This is a genomic window from Streptomyces sp. NBC_00503, assembly GCF_036346895.1.
Classification (GTDB): Bacteria; Actinomycetota; Actinomycetes; order Streptomycetales; family Streptomycetaceae; genus Streptomyces.
This window is the reverse complement of the sequence record NZ_CP107855.1, coordinates 7828274-7843116: the sequence shown is the minus strand read 5'-3', so window position 1 is coordinate 7843116 and position 14843 is coordinate 7828274. Positions and strand designations below refer to the sequence as shown.

General features: G+C 69.1%; 14 protein-coding genes and 4 pseudogenes. 8 read left to right on the top strand and 10 right to left on the bottom strand.

Going from position 1 to position 14843, the window contains the following annotated elements; translation table 11 throughout:
• The first annotated feature begins 66 nt into the window (after nt 1-66).
• Nucleotides 67-624 (top strand): hypothetical protein, encoded by a 558-nt coding sequence (locus OG490_RS35935; protein WP_330300458.1) that lies wholly within the window; start codon nt 67-69, stop codon nt 622-624.
• A gap of 182 nt (nt 625-806) precedes the next feature.
• Nucleotides 807-1262, top strand: a pseudogene (locus tag OG490_RS35930) (serine/threonine-protein kinase); the annotation flags it as partial.
• Nucleotides 1263-1631: 369 nt separating this feature from the next.
• Here the strand turns inward: OG490_RS35930 and OG490_RS35925 are convergent.
• From OG490_RS35925 to OG490_RS35900, 5 genes and pseudogenes are all read right to left on the bottom strand, one after another.
• Complete coding sequence (locus tag OG490_RS35925) at nt 1632-2828, bottom strand: PP2C family protein-serine/threonine phosphatase (RefSeq protein WP_330301185.1); 1197 nt, start codon at nt 2826-2828, stop codon at nt 1632-1634.
• 321 nt (nt 2829-3149) lie between these two features.
• Nucleotides 3150-3528: pseudogene (locus OG490_RS35920) on the bottom strand (carbohydrate-binding protein); the annotation flags it as partial.
• A 223-nt stretch (nt 3529-3751) separates the two neighbouring features.
• Entirely contained in the window at nt 3752-4255 is a 504-nt protein-coding gene (locus OG490_RS35910; protein ID WP_330300457.1) for a hypothetical protein, read from the bottom strand.
• A 96-nt stretch (nt 4256-4351) separates the two neighbouring features.
• Nucleotides 4352-5011, bottom strand: coding sequence for an NADPH-dependent F420 reductase (locus OG490_RS35905; protein WP_330300456.1), 660 nt, complete (start codon nt 5009-5011; stop codon nt 4352-4354).
• A 51-nt stretch (nt 5012-5062) separates the two neighbouring features.
• Nucleotides 5063-5875, bottom strand: a complete 813-nt coding sequence (locus tag OG490_RS35900; RefSeq protein ID WP_330300455.1) for an inositol monophosphatase family protein — start codon at nt 5873-5875, stop codon at nt 5063-5065.
• Between the two features lie 115 nt (nt 5876-5990).
• Between OG490_RS35900 and OG490_RS35895 the strand changes: the two genes are divergently transcribed.
• Nucleotides 5991-6935: a LysR family transcriptional regulator gene (locus OG490_RS35895; RefSeq protein WP_330300454.1), complete on the top strand. Its 945-nt coding sequence runs from the start codon at nt 5991-5993 to the stop codon at nt 6933-6935.
• 98 nt (nt 6936-7033) lie between these two features.
• Here OG490_RS35895 and OG490_RS35890 read toward each other — a convergent pair.
• A pseudogene (locus tag OG490_RS35890) lies at nt 7034-7387 on the bottom strand (SbtR family transcriptional regulator); the annotation flags it as partial.
• Nucleotides 7388-7686: 299 nt separating this feature from the next.
• Here OG490_RS35890 and OG490_RS35885 point away from each other — a divergent pair.
• Nucleotides 7687-7995 carry a hypothetical protein gene (locus tag OG490_RS35885; RefSeq protein ID WP_330300452.1) on the top strand — a complete coding sequence of 103 codons (309 nt, stop codon included), beginning with the start codon at nt 7687-7689 and terminating at the stop codon, nt 7993-7995.
• A 296-nt stretch (nt 7996-8291) separates the two neighbouring features.
• Here OG490_RS35885 and OG490_RS35880 read toward each other — a convergent pair whose 3' ends face one another.
• Complete coding sequence (locus OG490_RS35880; RefSeq protein WP_330300451.1) at nt 8292-8774, bottom strand: hypothetical protein; 483 nt, start codon at nt 8772-8774, stop codon at nt 8292-8294.
• Between the two features lie 134 nt (nt 8775-8908).
• Here OG490_RS35880 and OG490_RS35875 point away from each other — a divergent pair.
• Together OG490_RS35875 and OG490_RS35870 are read left to right on the top strand one after the other, a co-directional pair.
• Nucleotides 8909-9124 (top strand): annotated as a pseudogene (locus OG490_RS35875) (transposase); the annotation flags it as partial.
• A gap of 160 nt (nt 9125-9284) precedes the next feature.
• Nucleotides 9285-9719 carry a hypothetical protein gene (locus OG490_RS35870; protein ID WP_330301207.1) on the top strand — a complete coding sequence of 145 codons (435 nt, stop codon included), beginning with the start codon at nt 9285-9287 and terminating at the stop codon, nt 9717-9719.
• Nucleotides 9720-9831: 112 nt separating this feature from the next.
• On the opposite strand, the gene OG490_RS35865 is transcribed toward OG490_RS35870, so the two are convergent.
• The 3 genes from OG490_RS35865 to OG490_RS35855 all read right to left on the bottom strand — a co-directional run bounded on the left by OG490_RS35865 (nt 9832) and on the right by OG490_RS35855 (nt 12495).
• Entirely contained in the window at nt 9832-10572 is a 741-nt protein-coding gene (locus OG490_RS35865; protein ID WP_330300450.1) for a class I SAM-dependent DNA methyltransferase, read from the bottom strand.
• Between the two features lie 188 nt (nt 10573-10760).
• A complete protein-coding gene (locus tag OG490_RS35860) occupies nt 10761-11525 on the bottom strand; it encodes a DUF2785 domain-containing protein (protein WP_330300449.1) in 765 nt (254 codons plus the stop codon).
• A gap of 85 nt (nt 11526-11610) precedes the next feature.
• Complete coding sequence (locus tag OG490_RS35855) at nt 11611-12495, bottom strand: AraC family transcriptional regulator (protein ID WP_330300448.1); 885 nt, start codon at nt 12493-12495, stop codon at nt 11611-11613.
• A 203-nt stretch (nt 12496-12698) separates the two neighbouring features.
• On the opposite strand from OG490_RS35855, the gene OG490_RS35850 reads away from it, so the two are divergent.
• The gene (locus tag OG490_RS35850) at nt 12699-13814 is read left to right on the top strand and encodes a serine hydrolase domain-containing protein (RefSeq protein WP_330300447.1); all 1116 of its coding nucleotides are present in this window, start codon (nt 12699-12701) and stop codon (nt 13812-13814) included.
• 129 nt (nt 13815-13943) lie between these two features.
• A complete protein-coding gene (locus OG490_RS35845; RefSeq protein WP_443065914.1) occupies nt 13944-14831 on the top strand; it encodes an NmrA family NAD(P)-binding protein in 888 nt (295 codons plus the stop codon).
• Nucleotides 14832-14843: the final 12 nt, after the last annotated feature.

Here is a 14843-nt window from a genome sequence, read left to right as displayed (position 1 = left end):
CCACTGTCTGCGGCTGAGCTGCGAACACACCTCCTGCCCGCAGTCCTGCAGGGCGGCTGGACCTCCGTGGCAGATCCCAAGGATGTAAAGCCGAAGGGAGCCTCGGGCGCCTCGACAACGCCACCGTCCTGCACGGACCTTCTCGACGGGCAGAGTGTTGTGGACGCGAATACGAAGGCATCGTCCGCGACCGCAACAGCCATGTTCAGCGGCGGACACACCGCCGAGAACGGCGTCATCCCCGGCGCGGAGAAGCTCTACTCGTTCCAGGGCAACGGCGCGCACCAGGCCATGCAGGACATGCGCAACCTGGTGGACCGGTGCCGGAGCGTGGATCTGCCCCACGCGTCATGGGAGCCCGCCGAGACCTCGCGCTTCGCCGTCGCCGAGGGTCCCCGGCTCGGAGATGAGAGCCTAGTCATCCAGGCGGTGGTGACGACGAGCACCACGGGCAGAACGGATCACGCTGACGCGACTGTCGTACGCGTGGGGAGTTCGCTCGTCGTCATCAGCAGCGTCTTCACGCTGACCCGGGCAGAGGCCGATACCGTCGCGGCGTTCATGTCTGTTGCCGTGGAGCAGCTCGAGTCGAACCATCCCGAGCCCGTCGATGCAGTCTCGTGACACCCGTTCGGATCCGTTTCGGGAAACGATCAGTCAGCCAGTGACAGGGGCCGCGTCGTAGCCGATGCTCCGCGCGAGGATCTCCAGCCGGCTCGCGGCCTTGGCAACTGCTGCTTGCGGAGGTCCGACTCGGGCATGCGTGACCGGATCAACGGAGAGAGCTTCTCGTCCGTGCCGCACGAGAAGCCCGCCACGCCGCCAAGCTGCGCAACCACCCCAACATCGTCACCGTGCATGACGTCGTCGAAGTCGACGGCGTGCCCTGGATCATCATGCAGTTGGTGGAGGGCCACTCCCTCGCCGACGAGCTCAAGGCGAACGGTCCGCTCAGCGAGGCCAGAGCACGCCCCGTCGCACAGGCCCTTCTGAAGGCCCTGCAGTTCGCGCACGAGGCGAGCATTGTCCACCGTGACGTGAAGCCCGCCAACGTGATGCTCACACCTCACGGAGACGTCCTGCTCACGGACTTCGGAATCGCGGTGGACCACACCGATACCCGGCTGACCCCGACCAGCTTCGTCATCGGAACACCCGGATACACCGCACCCGAGCGGTGGCATGGCGCGCCACCGAGCGGCCCGTCGGCCGACGCCCGCGGAGGGGCTCGCTCTCCTGTCCGCCCCCTCGGCCAAACCTAAGGCTCCGAAACGGCGCAAAGTGGGAGTGCAGCGAGCGCAGACCGAACTCGCCCTCGGACGGGAAGAGATGGTTACCCAGAGGGTGCATCGGCGTATCTGGCCGAGCCTCGGACTCGGTCTGATGTGGGCTGTTGTTGCCGGGATCTCGAACAATGGACCGGCCACCACGTCCCCTTCGTGCCCGCTGAAGAACTGCACGATGCGTTCCGCACCTTCGCCGGACCGCTGTACGACGACCCGGACCATGCACCTGATCCGGTGTAGCCAGGCCTGATGCGGCACGTCACTCACAGCGCGACAGACGACTTCGGCACACCCGTCCGCGTCACCACACTCACCACGCGCTCAAAGAGCCGGCCGGACCCCGCGTCACCCGGCCTGTGGCTCCGAGACCGGGCCGGCCGAAATCAGTCGGTCGATGAGGATCATCGCCACGTCGTCCGTCAAGCGGCCCTCTGTGTGGCGGATGAGCGCCTTGTGCAGTTCGTCCAGGAACTCCTGTGGGGAGGTGCTGGCGGGTATCTTCTCCATGGTCTCCGGCAGGGGGAGGAAGTCGTTGTCACGGTTGCGGGCTTCGATCACGCCGTCGGTGTAGAACAGCAGCCGGTCGCCGGGCAGGAACGGGTAGCTCTCGGGCTTGGCGGGAAGGCCGTGGACGAGGTCTTCGAGGCCGAGCGGTGGCATGGGTGAGGCGGGCATCAGGGCATGGACCTTGCCCTCGCGCAGCACCAGCGGGGGTGGATGGCCGCGGTTGACCAGGTGCACCACCTGTTCGTCGGGCACCTGGGCGATGAGCGCGGTGGTGAATCCCTCCATGAGGACTTCGGGAAGTTCTGCCTGGGAGTAGGTACCCGGCACGGCGGCTTCTCGTCGCAGCGCGGCCGCGCAATGGTTCATGACCTCCTGCACCTCGGCCTCGTAGTGCACGGCCTCCCGGAACGCGCCCAATGCCACGGCGACCGCGCGTATGGCCGACAGTCCTTTCCCCCGGACGTCCCCCACGATCAGGCGGACGCCGTAGCGCGTCTGCACTGCCTCGTACAGATCGCCGCCCACCAGTGCCCCGGTCCCGGCCGCGAGGCACAGGCTGGCCGCCCGTACCGGCCCCAGGAGCTCGGGGACGGGCCGCAGGACGACCTCCTGGGCCGCCACTGCGATCCGGCGGACCTGGTCGAGCTCGCCCTGCCTGCGCGTGCGCACCGCGTTACTCAGAATGACACTGGCCACGGACACCACGATCAGCCCCAGGAAGTTGCCGATGATCAGCTGGGTCTGGGTTCCCCACGACTGGTTGTAGGTCGCGGAGGTCACGTTCACACCCACCGCGACGGCTGCGGCGGACAGAATGCCCTTCGGGCCCATCGTCAGCGCGGCCAGCGCCGGCGTCGTGGTGAGGACGGGGCCGGTGACCAGATAGTGGGCGGGCGAGAGCTCGATCCCCAGAACGCCCAGCGCGATCACGAAGGGCGCGCACTGCTCCAACAGGAACAGGACCGCGCCGTGACCGCCCGCTCCCGGCCGGGAGGACGCTCCTGGCCGGACGGGCGATCGAGGATGTGACCTCATGGAAACAGCCTGCCTCGCGAAAGCCGCCAGGGCCTCCCGGAAGCCCGTGACCAGCGGCAGCCCTGCTCCCCCTGCCCACCGTACGTCGCCCGCATCCTTGCCGAAGCTCCGCCTCCGCCTCCGCCTCCGTGACCGCGACCGCGTCCGAGCGGTGATCGCGGCGTGCGCAGTCCGGACGGCCCGTACCGGCGGGCGCCCGGACTGCGCCTGCCACGGCGCAGACCTACGCTGATCAGGTGACGGCCGTGTCGGAGACCATGGCCATTGCGGAGGCGGCCGGAGGGAAGTGTGGCCGGATGTCCGCATCCCGGCAGCGGCGCCGCCGCCGGGAGGGGCGATCGCGTCTGCCAGCGCCGTCTCCTCCAGCCCTCGAGCTCCACCATCCAGTGACTGTTACGCCGCTGTCGGTGGCGGTGGCGTCCTTGCTGCACCAGATGGCGTTGCCGGTGCCATACAGCACGTGCCCGGAGTCGAAGGGGTCGACGGCCAGGGCGGTCCGCCCGGAGAACCCATAACCGCCCTGCGGCGGAGAGACATTCCTATATACCCCGCCGGTCGGCGTGTACTTCCACACCGAGCCCGCTGTCACATCGTTGGGTCCGACAGTGTTCGCGTACGTCAGGTACAGCGAGCCGCCGCCGAAGAGGACGCCTGGGTCTCGGCTGGTTTCACCAGCTTCCACTGCTGGTTGGTGCTGCCCTTGTCGGGATACTGGATGACCGCGGCGCTCTCGGCCGTGGAGCCTCCTGAGACGTCCAGGACCTGGCCGCTCCTGCGGGAGGTGAAGGTGACGGGGTTCTCCTTGCGAACTGTTCACGAGAGAAAGGCTGATCCGGGCAGTGGAACCGGCCGGATCTACTTCCTTGTGGTCACAGGCCCCGCAAAGGGTTGCCTCGAGCCGGAGAATCTTTCAGGGGCCGGGCTCACGGACACCAGGAGCCGCCGCTCCGGCTCGCCCGGGCCTCCACCGTGTAGCCCTTCTCCCCGTCGAAGGCCCAGGACACGGCGAGATGGGAGGTGGCGCCGTCGATCTGCTGGGTGAAGCAGAGGCCGATCCGTTCGCCGGCCGGGTCGCGGCGCCAGGCGGGCTCGTCCGGCTCGGGCGGTGCCGGCAGCCAGCCGTTGCGGGCAGCGGCCGCCTGGTAGTAGGCGACGACATCCGCTCGGCGGGCGGGCTCGGCGTACCCCCGGCCGAAGTACGCGAAGCGGTCGTCGTCGTCGCAGCCGGAGTAGGAGTCGTCGGCCTGTGCTCCTTGGGGAGTGCCGAGCGTCCGGACCTGGGCGGCCATCGGGTCCTGCAGTGCCGCGTCCGCGGCGGTGCAGCCGTAGATCCCGCCGTTGAATGCCCACCAGCCACCGATGACGGCGAGTGTGCCTATGACCAGTCCGCCCGCAACTACGGACGCCCCCACTCGAAGATCGTTCACGGGCGGGAGCGTACCGGTCGGCGGCGGCGGCGAGAACCCGGGCACCCGCACCCTGCGCGACCAGGCTGCCCCGGCCTGAACCCCGGTCCTGGTGGGTCAGCGGGCGAGGGAGACGGCGAAGGGGCTGAAGCCGTGTCGGCGCAGGATGTGGGGCACGACCAGGATCATGGCTTCGGTGGCTCGGGCCGTGGTGATGTCACCCAGGTCCTCGATCAGTTCGGGCTGCCAGCCCAGGTCGCCGAGCAGGCCGGTGACGGTCTTCTTCGCGTATTCGTCATTGCCCGAGAGATAGGCGGTCGGTGGGGTGGCCAGAGTTTCGGGAGCGGTCATGACCATGAAGAGCATGGTGTTGAGCGTCTTGACCACATGGGTGTCGGGGAGCGCGGCCTGGAGCTTCTCGGCGAGGCTGCTGCCGGGATAGCACAGGTCGCCGGGCAGGCCGTCACGGTCGTCGCGGGTGGCGTTGGAGACGTCGATGAGTATTTTGCCGGCGAGTTCGGTGCGCAGGTCGGTGAGGCGGTCCAGGGAACTGTCGCCAGGCGTCGCGTTGATCACGATGTCTGCGGTGCGGGCAGTGGTGCGCTGGTCTGCGAAGGCGACCGGCGGGGCGAGTCCCGCGGTGCGGGCGGCGGTGCCTTCGGGGCTCCGGCCTCCGGGGCTCCGGCCTCCGAGGGTGACGTGGTGTCCGGCCGAGGAGAGCTTGGCGGCGAGGTTGGTGCCGACGCGGCCGGCGCCCAGGATTCCGATGCTGGTCATGTGGTGATGCTCCTTGCGGTATCGGGGTGGGGAGGGGCGGAGAGCTCCAGGTCAGGCGATCGGCGAGAGGACCTTGAGGGCGGCGCCCTGTATGCCGGGGGCGGCGGCCAGGAAGTCGCGGCTGGCGGTGTTCCAGGGTTCGCCCGTCAGGTCGGTGACGGTGCCTCCGGCTTCGGAGACCAGCAGGGCGCCGGCGACCAGGCCGGAGCGGACGTCGGAGAACTGCCAGAACGCGTCCGTGCGTCCGGCGGCGACGTGGATGAGTTGCATCGTGGCGGGAACGGACACCCGAACGACCAGGCCGTTGATGAGCATGGCGGTGACGGAGTCACCGATCTTCCGGAAGGTGCGCTCGTCCTCGCCGGGCTTGGCCTGGCCGGTGCCGACGAGCGCGGCGCCCAGGTCGGTTTTGGCGGACACCTTCAGGGGCTGGCTGTTCAGGCGGGCACCGCCGCCGGCGACCGCGGTGTAGGTGTCGCCGGTCAGCGGCAGGTGGACGACGGTGAGTACCGGCTGGTTGTCGCTGACCAGGGTGGCGGTGACGGCCCAGTCCTCCATGCCGTGGACGTGGTTGATGTTGCCCTCGGCGGGGTCGACGACCCACCACTCCCCGAGCGGGAGCGGGCCGCCGGCCAGCTCGTCCTCGGCCCATTGCGAGCCCGGCCGGGCCCGCAGCAGCGGTTCCCGCAGCACGTCCAGTACCGCGTCGTCGTTGGCGTGGATCTCCTCCACGACCTCGTCCAGGCTTACGCCCCGGGCATGGGAGGTGTAGCGGTCGCGCAGCGTGACCCCGGCGGTCTTCACCGCGGCCGTCACGTCGGAGAGGAGGGTCGTACCGGCGGCGAAGGGCATGGCTGTGCTCATGGCGGGCTCCCTGGGATCGATCGCAGCGGGGTGGTTGTTCCGCCCCCGCACTTCGAAGGTAGGTCGCCCGATCATTAACAACAAGTGCATGCTTGTCACTTGTAGAGTTACTGTCATGCAACTGGATTTGAACCTGCTCACAGCCCTCGACGCCCTGCTGGAAGAGGGCAGCGTCGCCGGCGCCGCAGCACGACTCCACGTCACCGCACCGGCGATGAGCCGCTCCCTGGGCCGCATCCGCAAGGCCACCGGTGACCAGATCCTGGTCCGCACCGGCCGCAGCATGGTCCCCACCACCCGCGCTCTGGCCATGCGCGCGCAGGTCCACGCCCTGGTGCAGCAAGCCCACCAACTTCTCTCCGCGCAGCAGGAACTCGACCTGGCGGCTCTGGACCGGGTGTTCACCGTGCGCTGGCACGACGCCCTGACCGCAGCCTCCGGCACCGCCCTGATCACCGCCGTCCACCGCCAGGCCCCCGGCGTCCGGCTGCGCCTGTCCGCCGAACCCGGGACGGACGACGCCGAGCTGCGCCGGGGTGAGGTCGACCTCGAATCCAGCTCCAGCACTCCGACGCTCCCCGACATCCGCCACCGCCTCGTCGGCAGGGACCGGCTGGTCGTCGCCGTCCGACCGGGCCACCCGCTCACCGAAGGCACGCTGAGCCTCGAGCGGTACGCAGCCGCCGAACACCTCACCGTGTCGCGGCGCGGCAGCCTCCGCGACCCGATCGATGACGCCCTGACCGCACGCGGCCTCGAACGACGCGTCGCCGCTTCCGGACCCACCGCCGCCTTCGCACTGCAACTCGCCCTCGACACCGACCTGGTCGTCACCCTCCCCGACGCGGTCACGCGCACGGCCCGGGAACAACTAGGCCTGGTCACACTGCTGCCGCCACTCCCCCTGCCCGACGTACCCCTGTACCTGCTGTGGCACCAGCGCTACGACAACGACCGCGCCCACACCTGGCTGCGAGACCTGGCCACCGAAACCGTCCAGGCACTGTTCACACCACCGACCGCCTCTCACCAGCCCGTCACCAACCGGACCGGGAGGTGACACATACGCCCGGGGGAAGGCCTGCGGCAGCAGACTCCCGTTCTCACTGACATCACCAATTCGCGCGAGCGTCCGATTCGCGATGTCGCTCGCGGGCATCAGGACGTCTGCGGTCGCTGGAGCCCCTGGAGTCCCTGGAGGAGGATGGCGATCATGCGTCGGGGGTCGTAGCGGGGGTCGTTGTCGCGTCCGATGCAGAGGTTGCCGATGCCGCGCATCAGCTCGTAGGGCTGCGTGCCGGGCCTGATGTCGTCGGCCTCGACTGCGGCGTCGAGCAGTTGGGCGCAGACGGGCAGCAGACGGTCGAGGAAGTAGGCGTGCAGCGCGGCGAAGCGGTCACTGTCGGACTGCAGGGCGTCGGCGAGGCCGTGCTTGGTGACGAGGAAGTCGACGAAGAGGTCGATCCATTGGCGCAGTGCGTCGAGCGGGGAGTCGGCGCCGGCCAGCAGGCTGAAGCACAGGGCCCAGCAGTCGCGAGAACCAGGGCGGCGCACCAAAAGCCCCCTGCCGCGCCTCGGAAGGGGACGCACGGGTCCAGCAACCTGGCTACTCGACGACGGCCTCCGGGCAGCCGGCTGCCACAGCGTGAAGTGGCTCGGCAACCCAGGATCCCCAGCCGCAACTGGCAATTTTTGAGGTCGCGGCTTCTGGATCATGGCGGGAGCAGGGCTGCCCGTTTCCCGCCGACGGCTGAGGTCATATGTCGGACCGTCGTCCGGCGCTGTCGGTGGCGCCTTCTACCCTTCCTCCCATGTCGGTCAACATTGATCTCGCCTTCACCGTTACCGGTGTCACGGGTGAGCCGCAGGCCTGGGAGATCGTCCGTGCTCTCGAGGAGCTGCTGCGTGAGGAGTCCCTCATCCTCCAGGTGTCTTTGGGGGTGGCGGTGGACGACGACGGCGCGTTCTTCGTGTCCGGCGAATCCGACTTTCCGCTTGGGATCAGCCGCTTCTACCTGTGGCGGCCGCATTTCGAAGGGCTCTTCGCGGCCACCGTCGCAGAAGTAGCTGCCGGTGCGAGCGGGAAGGTTCAGTGGGGCTATCCCGACGAGGAGTACTGATTTCCGACCGGCACCGGGGACTCTGCTGCCCTGAGGTAGCTCAGCCCAGCTCAGCTCACAGGTCGCACCCGACGACGGACCTGCGGGGGCGGTGGAAGTGACCCTGGCGTCCGCTCCTGGCGCGCCCCCGTCGCTGACCGGCCACGGCCCCAGCGAGAGCCCCGCAGCGGCGCCCTGGGCCCCCTCCCCGACCAGCTGTCTGCCGCGAGAGGGGGCATCCGCTGGGCTGACGCCCCTTGGCGTCCGTGGCGTGATGTGTCCGGATCTGCGAGCCGTCGGCCACCGGGGCGCGCTACTCACACGACGCCAGTGAACCTGTCTTGCACATAGGCCTTCCTCGCCTCATCGTCGCGCTCGGAAGCCAGGTACCTTGACCAGGCTTGCGCCTCGTGCCAGACGGCACCCATTTCCCACACGCAGAACGTGCCCCGGTGGTTGCCCGGCCAGGTATGCAGTTGGAAGGGGCCGTCGTTCTTGGCGAACACCGTCTCCCAGAGCTCGTTCTCTCCACGCCAGGTTTGCACCAGCAGGAACGAGAACGTCGGGGTGCACTTGTGGAGGATCACGAAGCCCAGCTCGTCATCGAACGGCAGTTCTGTCGAGACGAGGAAGTCGCGGGCCTGCTGACGTTCCTCCTCGGAAAGTTCCAGATCGGCCCGGCGCAGGTCGTACCACTTCAGATAGGCGCCCGGCAGACGCAAGTCGTCGGCAGGAGTCACCAGTTTCGAGACGTGGCGATAGGAATCGGCGACGCTGCCGCCGCCAGGAAGAGGAGTCATGCCGGAAACCTAGCCTGGACAGTGCTCCGACCACCCTCCAGGCCCGGCACGGCACCTCGCCACGTTGTCGGACCGCGCAATTACGTCCATCACATGACGGTGCCCCGGCAGCTTGACTGCTGGGACACCGTCACGTGTCAGCGGACCCGGCGGACTACCTTCCCGTCCACGAGTTCCACGACCGATGGCCGTTGATCCACGGGGTCCTGTTCCGTGTGCGGACCGGCATACCGCGGCGGGACCTTCCCGAGTGTTTCGGGAGTTGGAAGAACGCCTATGAACGCCCTCGCCGCTGGTCGGCGGATAGCGCGTGGGACCGGATCCTGCGCGCCGTCCAGGCCTACAGAGATCGACGCCCCGAACCCACCGCCTCGACGAGGGAAGTCCGGTTGTACGCCCGCCTCCCGCCCGGCCGCCGCGTCTGGAGAGGTGGGGTGTACTGTGCCGAATGTTTGAACGTGTTCAATGTCGAGATCGCCCGGCGCCCCGGAGCGAGCGGGGGAATGAGCAGTGGCACGGAAGACGGCAGGAAGGCGGACCCTGTGCATCACGGGGTACGCGACAACAGCCCAATACGCGGCCATCGGCATCCTACTGATCGCGCTGTCCCTGGTGACCGAGGGGCTGCCCATCAAGGGCAGCGACTGGCTGTACTCACTGGTGTGGCTCGCCTTCCTCAGCGCCGTCCTGGGACTGGCCCAAGCCGTATTGTTTGCCACTCCCACCGCCTTGATCGGCGAGGCCCTGGCCCGGCGGCTGCCCGGCCGCCGGATTCTGTGGCACCTGGTCCCCGTCCCCATCCTGCCGCTCGCCCCGGCCGCTGTCGCCTACTCCTTCGACGGCGCGGCCTGGCAGTGGTGGGCCTACCTGACCCTGCTGGGCTGCGTCCCCGCTGTGGCCGTGGGACGGTTTCGGGTCCGGGCCGCCCGGTTCGCCTCCTCATGACATCCACGATGTCTTCCGCACCCCCGGATTCGCACCGATCCGCTGGCGACGCCTGAACTCCGTCAGGGCATCAAGACGGGCACGGCTGAGGTTGACGGCCCGGCGGCCGGCCTCAGGTCGGCTTGCGCCACACGGAGACGTGCTTCGCGGAGTCCTGGGTGAACGGCGCCCCGTCCCAGTCCGCGACGCGGCGTTCCAGCTCGAGCCCGGCGATGCGTGCCATCAGGTCGAGCTCTGCCGGCCAGGCGTAGCGGTGCCGGGAGTTTTCGCGGCGGTAGCGGCCGTCGTCGCCGTCGCGGGTGAGGTGGTGCGAGACGAGAATCTGCTCGACGAGGTCGAAGGTGTCGAAGCCGAGATGCTGCTCGGAGACGTCGAACGGCACCGCGACCTGGCCGGGCGGCAGGAACCGTAGCGGCGGCACGCCCAGCTCGATGACGAATCGGCCGCCGGGTTCCAGATGGCGTGCGGCGTTGCGGAAGCACTCGACCTGCTCGTCCTGCGTGAGCAGGTTCGTGATGGTGTTGTAGACGAGATAGACCAGGGTGAACCCGCCGGGGACAACGGTGGTGGCCATGTCCCCGATGACCACCGGGAGGGTGTCCTCGTCGATCTTGCGCCGCAGCACCGCCGCCATGTGCTCGGACATTTCGATGCCCGTCACCGGCACACCGCGTTCCCGGAGCGGGACGCCCACCCGTCCGGTCCCGATGGCGAACTCCAGCGCCCGGCCGTCTCCGGCGAGCTCGGCAAGGAAGGCGAGGGTCGGTCCGAGAACGGCGGCCGAGGACATCTCGGTCTCCTCGGCGTCGTAGCGGTCGGCGGTCGCACGGGTCCACAGCTCACTGCTCGTCACGGGCGGCCACTTTGCCGGGTGGCGCGGAGCACTGTCGACGCATTTACCTTCCGCCGGGTCCGATCACATGGTTCGGGACGGGCCGGTACAGACCTTTCCGGGCGCCGCCCGGCTCGGGGCGGACGATCACAGCAGGGGTGGGATCAGAGGGCTCGGGCGGTGTTCCCGACGGTCCCGCTGAATGGCTCCTACCGGGCGTCGACCAGGTCGAGGACCTCGGTCAGCGCGGCGGTGAGGGCCTGGCGGCAGGGTCGGTCCGGGCCTCGGTGCACCAGGATGTAGAGGGGCCGCAGGGTTCGGACGGTGTTGGAGTACCAGGCGGGGACCGGACCGCGCGGCAGCGTGCGGAACGCCTGCGCCACGGGCTCCAGCCAGGCCGTCACCGTTTGTTCGGTCAGATCCTGGCGAGCCAGGACGATGTCGAGGGCCTTGGCCAGCCGGTCGTCCTCCTGCTGCTCCAACACGTGGTCCGTGGGCGTCAGCAGGCGGGTCGCGGCCAGGCGCAGCAGCAACCTGGGGTCCGCCTCGAGCCGCAGCCCGAAGGCGCCCAGCAGGTCGGCGCCGTGGGCCACCGCATGCAGCCAGCCGATCGTGTCGTCGTAGCCGCGCAGGTCGGTCTCGGTGACGAACCAGTCGGCGAAGGCGTCCAGCCAGCCCGGCCGGAAGTCTCCGGCCCGCACCAGATAGGTCAGCACCAGCGGAGCGAACGTACGGGCCTGAATCTCCTGGTCCGTGAAGCGGACCGCCATCGCGTCACCCAGCGCCGACCGCCTCGGGCCGTCGATCACCCCGCGCGCGATCCATTCCCTGAGCACCATGTGCGGGGCGCCGTCACGGATCTCGGGGTCCGGGTCGGCCAGTGCCTGCGAAAGATCGGCCACGAGGTCGTCGAAGGACCGAGTGGCCGGAACGGCGTAGTCGTGGTCCTCGATGACGCTGTCCCAATTGATCATGGAGGCATCGTAGGCAGGCCTCAGTTCCCCTGCACAACCGGATTTCCACATCCTGCGGATCGGGCAGGGAGCTGGGCTCCGGAGTTCACACCCCGGCGTTCCCGCTGCTGCCCCGCTCGACCGGGATCCACAGCTGGGATCCGGTCTCCGCGCCGATCTCCACCGGCTGCGTCAGCAGGAGCTCCGGACCTGGCCTGCTCGCGTACGGGTTCGAAGGGAACCACTGCGTGAACACGTCCCGCCACAGCTCCTGGATGGCGCTCGGATAGGGCCCGTGGTTGTCGAAGACCGCCCACGTACCGGCTGGCACGTCGAGGGCGTCGAGCTCCTCGGCTGTCGCCTCGGGATCGGTCACCACACCGATCCAGTAATCCGCCTCAGCACCCTCCTCCCGGCTGTCGGTCAGGTGCACCCACGCCGACAGGACCCCCTCCGGCTCCCGCTGGACCAGCGCCTTCATCCGTACGATCGCCTGCCGGTCCAGCCCCGCCAAGTGCGCCGTGGCAGCCGCGTTGACCCCCTCGTGCACGAGGGGGACCCGGGCCTTCCTTCCGACGACCCGGAACGCCTCCTTCTCCACGATCCGGTACCGCATGGTCGTACCCCCTTCGACGACGACACGGAAGGACATGCGCGGCTGTGCCGTGAGCACCGCACCGGTGCGCCGGGCCTCGCCCGGCCCGATCCCGTGCACCGACCGGAACGCCCGGGCGAACGCCTCGCCCGAGCCGTACCCGTACCGCACCGCGACATCGAGCAGCGTCAGCTCCCCGGCCAGTACCTCGGCCCCGGCGAGCGTCATCCGCCGACGCCGCACATAGACCGGGAGCGGCATCCCTGCGAGCGCGGAGAACAGCCGCCGGAAGTGGTACTCCGACACCGCGGCGATCCGGGCCACCTCGGCCATGTCGACCTCCCGGTCGAGGCAGGTCTCCAGGTGGTCCAGCGCCTGATTCAGCCGCTCCAGCACGTGTATCCGTCCTTCTTTTCCTTGTGTCTCCGCTGCAGGAACTCACCTTGCCGACCGCCCGCAACCGCAGAACCGGAGCGGTCGACCGCCCAGCGGTCAGGCCGTCTTGATCGAGTTGAGCGCATGTGATCGCGCCCCGCCCGATAAATCCAGTGCAGGAATTGTCGGGCAGGAAGACCTGGCGCCGCCTGAGGCTTACGCCCATGACTGATATTGATGGAGTATGCGAGCCGCGGTTTGCCTCGGTCCGTGAGGCGCTTGCGGCTTCGCTGGGCAAGGACGACGTGGGTGCCTCGGCGGCCGTCTACCTTGACGGCGAGCCGGTGGTCGACATCTGGGGTGGGTACGGCGATGTTGACCGTTCCGTCAGGTGGGAGCGCGACACCCTCACCAACGTGAACTCGACGACCAAGAACATGACCGCCCTGTGTGCGCTGATCCTCGCCGACCGAGGCCAGCTCGACCTGTCCGCGCCGGTCGCCGCCTATTGGCCCGAGTTCGCCGTGGCCGGCAAGGAGAACGTGCTGGTCCGGCACGCCCTGTCACACACCGCGGGGCTGCCGGACCTGTCCGGGCTGAGGGCGGTCGAGGAGCTCTACGACTGGGAGGGCGTGACGGCGGGGCTGGCCGCGCAGGCTCCCAAATGGGAACCCGGAACGGCCGCCGGCTATCACGCGCTCACCTTCGGGTTCCTTGTCGGTGAGATCGTCCGCCGCATCACCGGCCGCAGTCTCGGCGAGTTCTTCGCCGAAGAGGTGGCGGGGCCGCTGGGCGCGGACTTCCACATCGGGCTCCCTGCCAAGGACGACCACCGCGTCGTGCCGCTCGTCCCCCCGCAGTCGCTGACCGACGAGTACGCCTCCAGCGCGCCGCCCGGACCGGACGGCGCACGCCGGGAGTACACCGGTGCCGCGATCCGGGTCCGGGACGTCAACTCCGTGGCGTGGCGTCGTGCGCAGATCCCTGCGGTGAACGGCTTCGGCAACGCTCGGTCTGTCGCCCTCACCCAGTCGGTACTGGCGAACCAGGGATCGGCCGGCGGTGTGCGACTGCTGTCTCCCCGGGGCTGTGAGCCCGCGTGGCAGGAGGTGTTCCGCGGCGACGACCTGGTCCTGCGGACGCCGATGTCCTGGACCGTGGGCTTCGGCAAGTTCGGCAACACCTTCGGCTGGGGCGGCTGGGGCGGCTCACTGGTCGTGAGCGATCCCGACTCACGCATGACGGTGGCCTACGTCATGAACCAGATGATCGACCGGGACCGGCAGGAGGACAACCGCGGCATGGAAATCGTCATGGCCGCCTACGGCGGACTGCACTGACGGCCCGAGAGGAGGTCCGTGGGGTTCCCGTTTACACGGCGGGCAAGCAGAAGGAGGCGTAGACGTACGCGTATGTGGTTGAGCTTCTCGGCGATGTTCCGTCTCGGGCGGCGAGCGTTGACTGTTCTCATGACGCAGACACAGGGAACGCAGACGCAGGACACGCAGGCGCAGGCGAAGGCCGCGCAGGGCATGACGCTGGTCATCGGTGGTACGGGCAAGACGGGGCGGCGTGTGGCGGAGAAGCTCACCGCGCTGGGGCGGCCGGTGCGGATCGGGTCGCGCTCCGGTGTGCCGGCCTTCGACTGGACCGAGCCGGCGAGTTGGGGGCCGGCCCTGGAGGGTGTGGACCGGGTGTACGTCACCTACTACCCCGACCTCGGCTTCCCCGGCGCCGCCGAGAAGGTCGGGGCCTTCGCCCGGGTGGCGGTGACCGCCGGAGTGCGCCGACTGGTGCTGCTCTCGGGGCGCGGTGAGGAGTCGGCGCAGCGCAGCGAGGACGCGCTGAAGGAATCGGGGGCCGACTGGACGGTTGTGCGGGCGGCCTGGTTCAACCAGAACTTCGACGAGAGCTTCTTCCTGGAGCCCGTGCTGGCGGGCGAGATCGCCCTTCCGACGGCCGACGCGGTGGAGCCGTTCGTCGACGCCGACGACATCGCCGACGTGGTGGTGGCCGCGCTGACCGACGACCGGCACATCGGCCGCACCTACGAGCTCTCCGGTCCGCGGCTGCTCAGCTTCTCCGATGTCGCCGCCGAGCTGTCGAAGGCGACGGGGCGCGAGATCTCGTACGTTCCGGTCTCGGACGAGGAGTACCGGGGGGCGCTGCGCGAGCACGGGCTCCCGGAGGAGTTCGCGGACCTGTTCGCACTGATCCTGGACGGGCGCAACGCGCACGTGGTGGGCGGGGTGGAGGAGGCGCTGGGCCGCGGGCCACGGGATTTCGCGGACTTCGCACGGGAAGCGGCGGCGCGGGGGGTCTGGGACGTGGAGGGCGACGCGGGGGCGGGCGCGTAAGGGAACGGGCGC

What these genes read in the sequence shown, in the direction of transcription:
- OG490_RS35895 (WP_330300454.1), top strand. Translation starts at nt 5,991, where the DNA reads ATGCAACTGGATTTGAACCTGCTCACAGCCCTCGACGCCCTGCTGGAA.
- OG490_RS35885 (WP_330300452.1), top strand. Translation starts at nt 7,687, where the DNA reads ATGTCGGTCAACATTGATCTCGCCTTCACCGTTACCGGTGTCACGGGT.
- OG490_RS35845 (WP_443065914.1), top strand. Translation starts at nt 13,944, where the DNA reads ATGACGCAGACACAGGGAACGCAGACGCAGGACACGCAGGCGCAGGCG.
- OG490_RS35900 (WP_330300455.1), bottom strand. Translation starts at nt 5,875, where the DNA reads ATGAGCACAGCCATGCCCTTCGCCGCCGGTACGACCCTCCTCTCCGAC.
- OG490_RS35905 (WP_330300456.1), bottom strand. Translation starts at nt 5,011, where the DNA reads ATGACCAGCATCGGAATCCTGGGCGCCGGCCGCGTCGGCACCAACCTC.
- OG490_RS35880 (WP_330300451.1), bottom strand. Translation starts at nt 8,774, where the DNA reads ATGACTCCTCTTCCTGGCGGCGGCAGCGTCGCCGATTCCTATCGCCAC.
- OG490_RS35860 (WP_330300449.1), bottom strand. Translation starts at nt 11,525, where the DNA reads ATGATCAATTGGGACAGCGTCATCGAGGACCACGACTACGCCGTTCCG.
- OG490_RS35925 (WP_330301185.1), bottom strand. Translation starts at nt 2,828, where the DNA reads ATGAGGTCACATCCTCGATCGCCCGTCCGGCCAGGAGCGTCCTCCCGG.
- OG490_RS35850 (WP_330300447.1), top strand. Translation starts at nt 12,699, where the DNA reads ATGACTGATATTGATGGAGTATGCGAGCCGCGGTTTGCCTCGGTCCGT.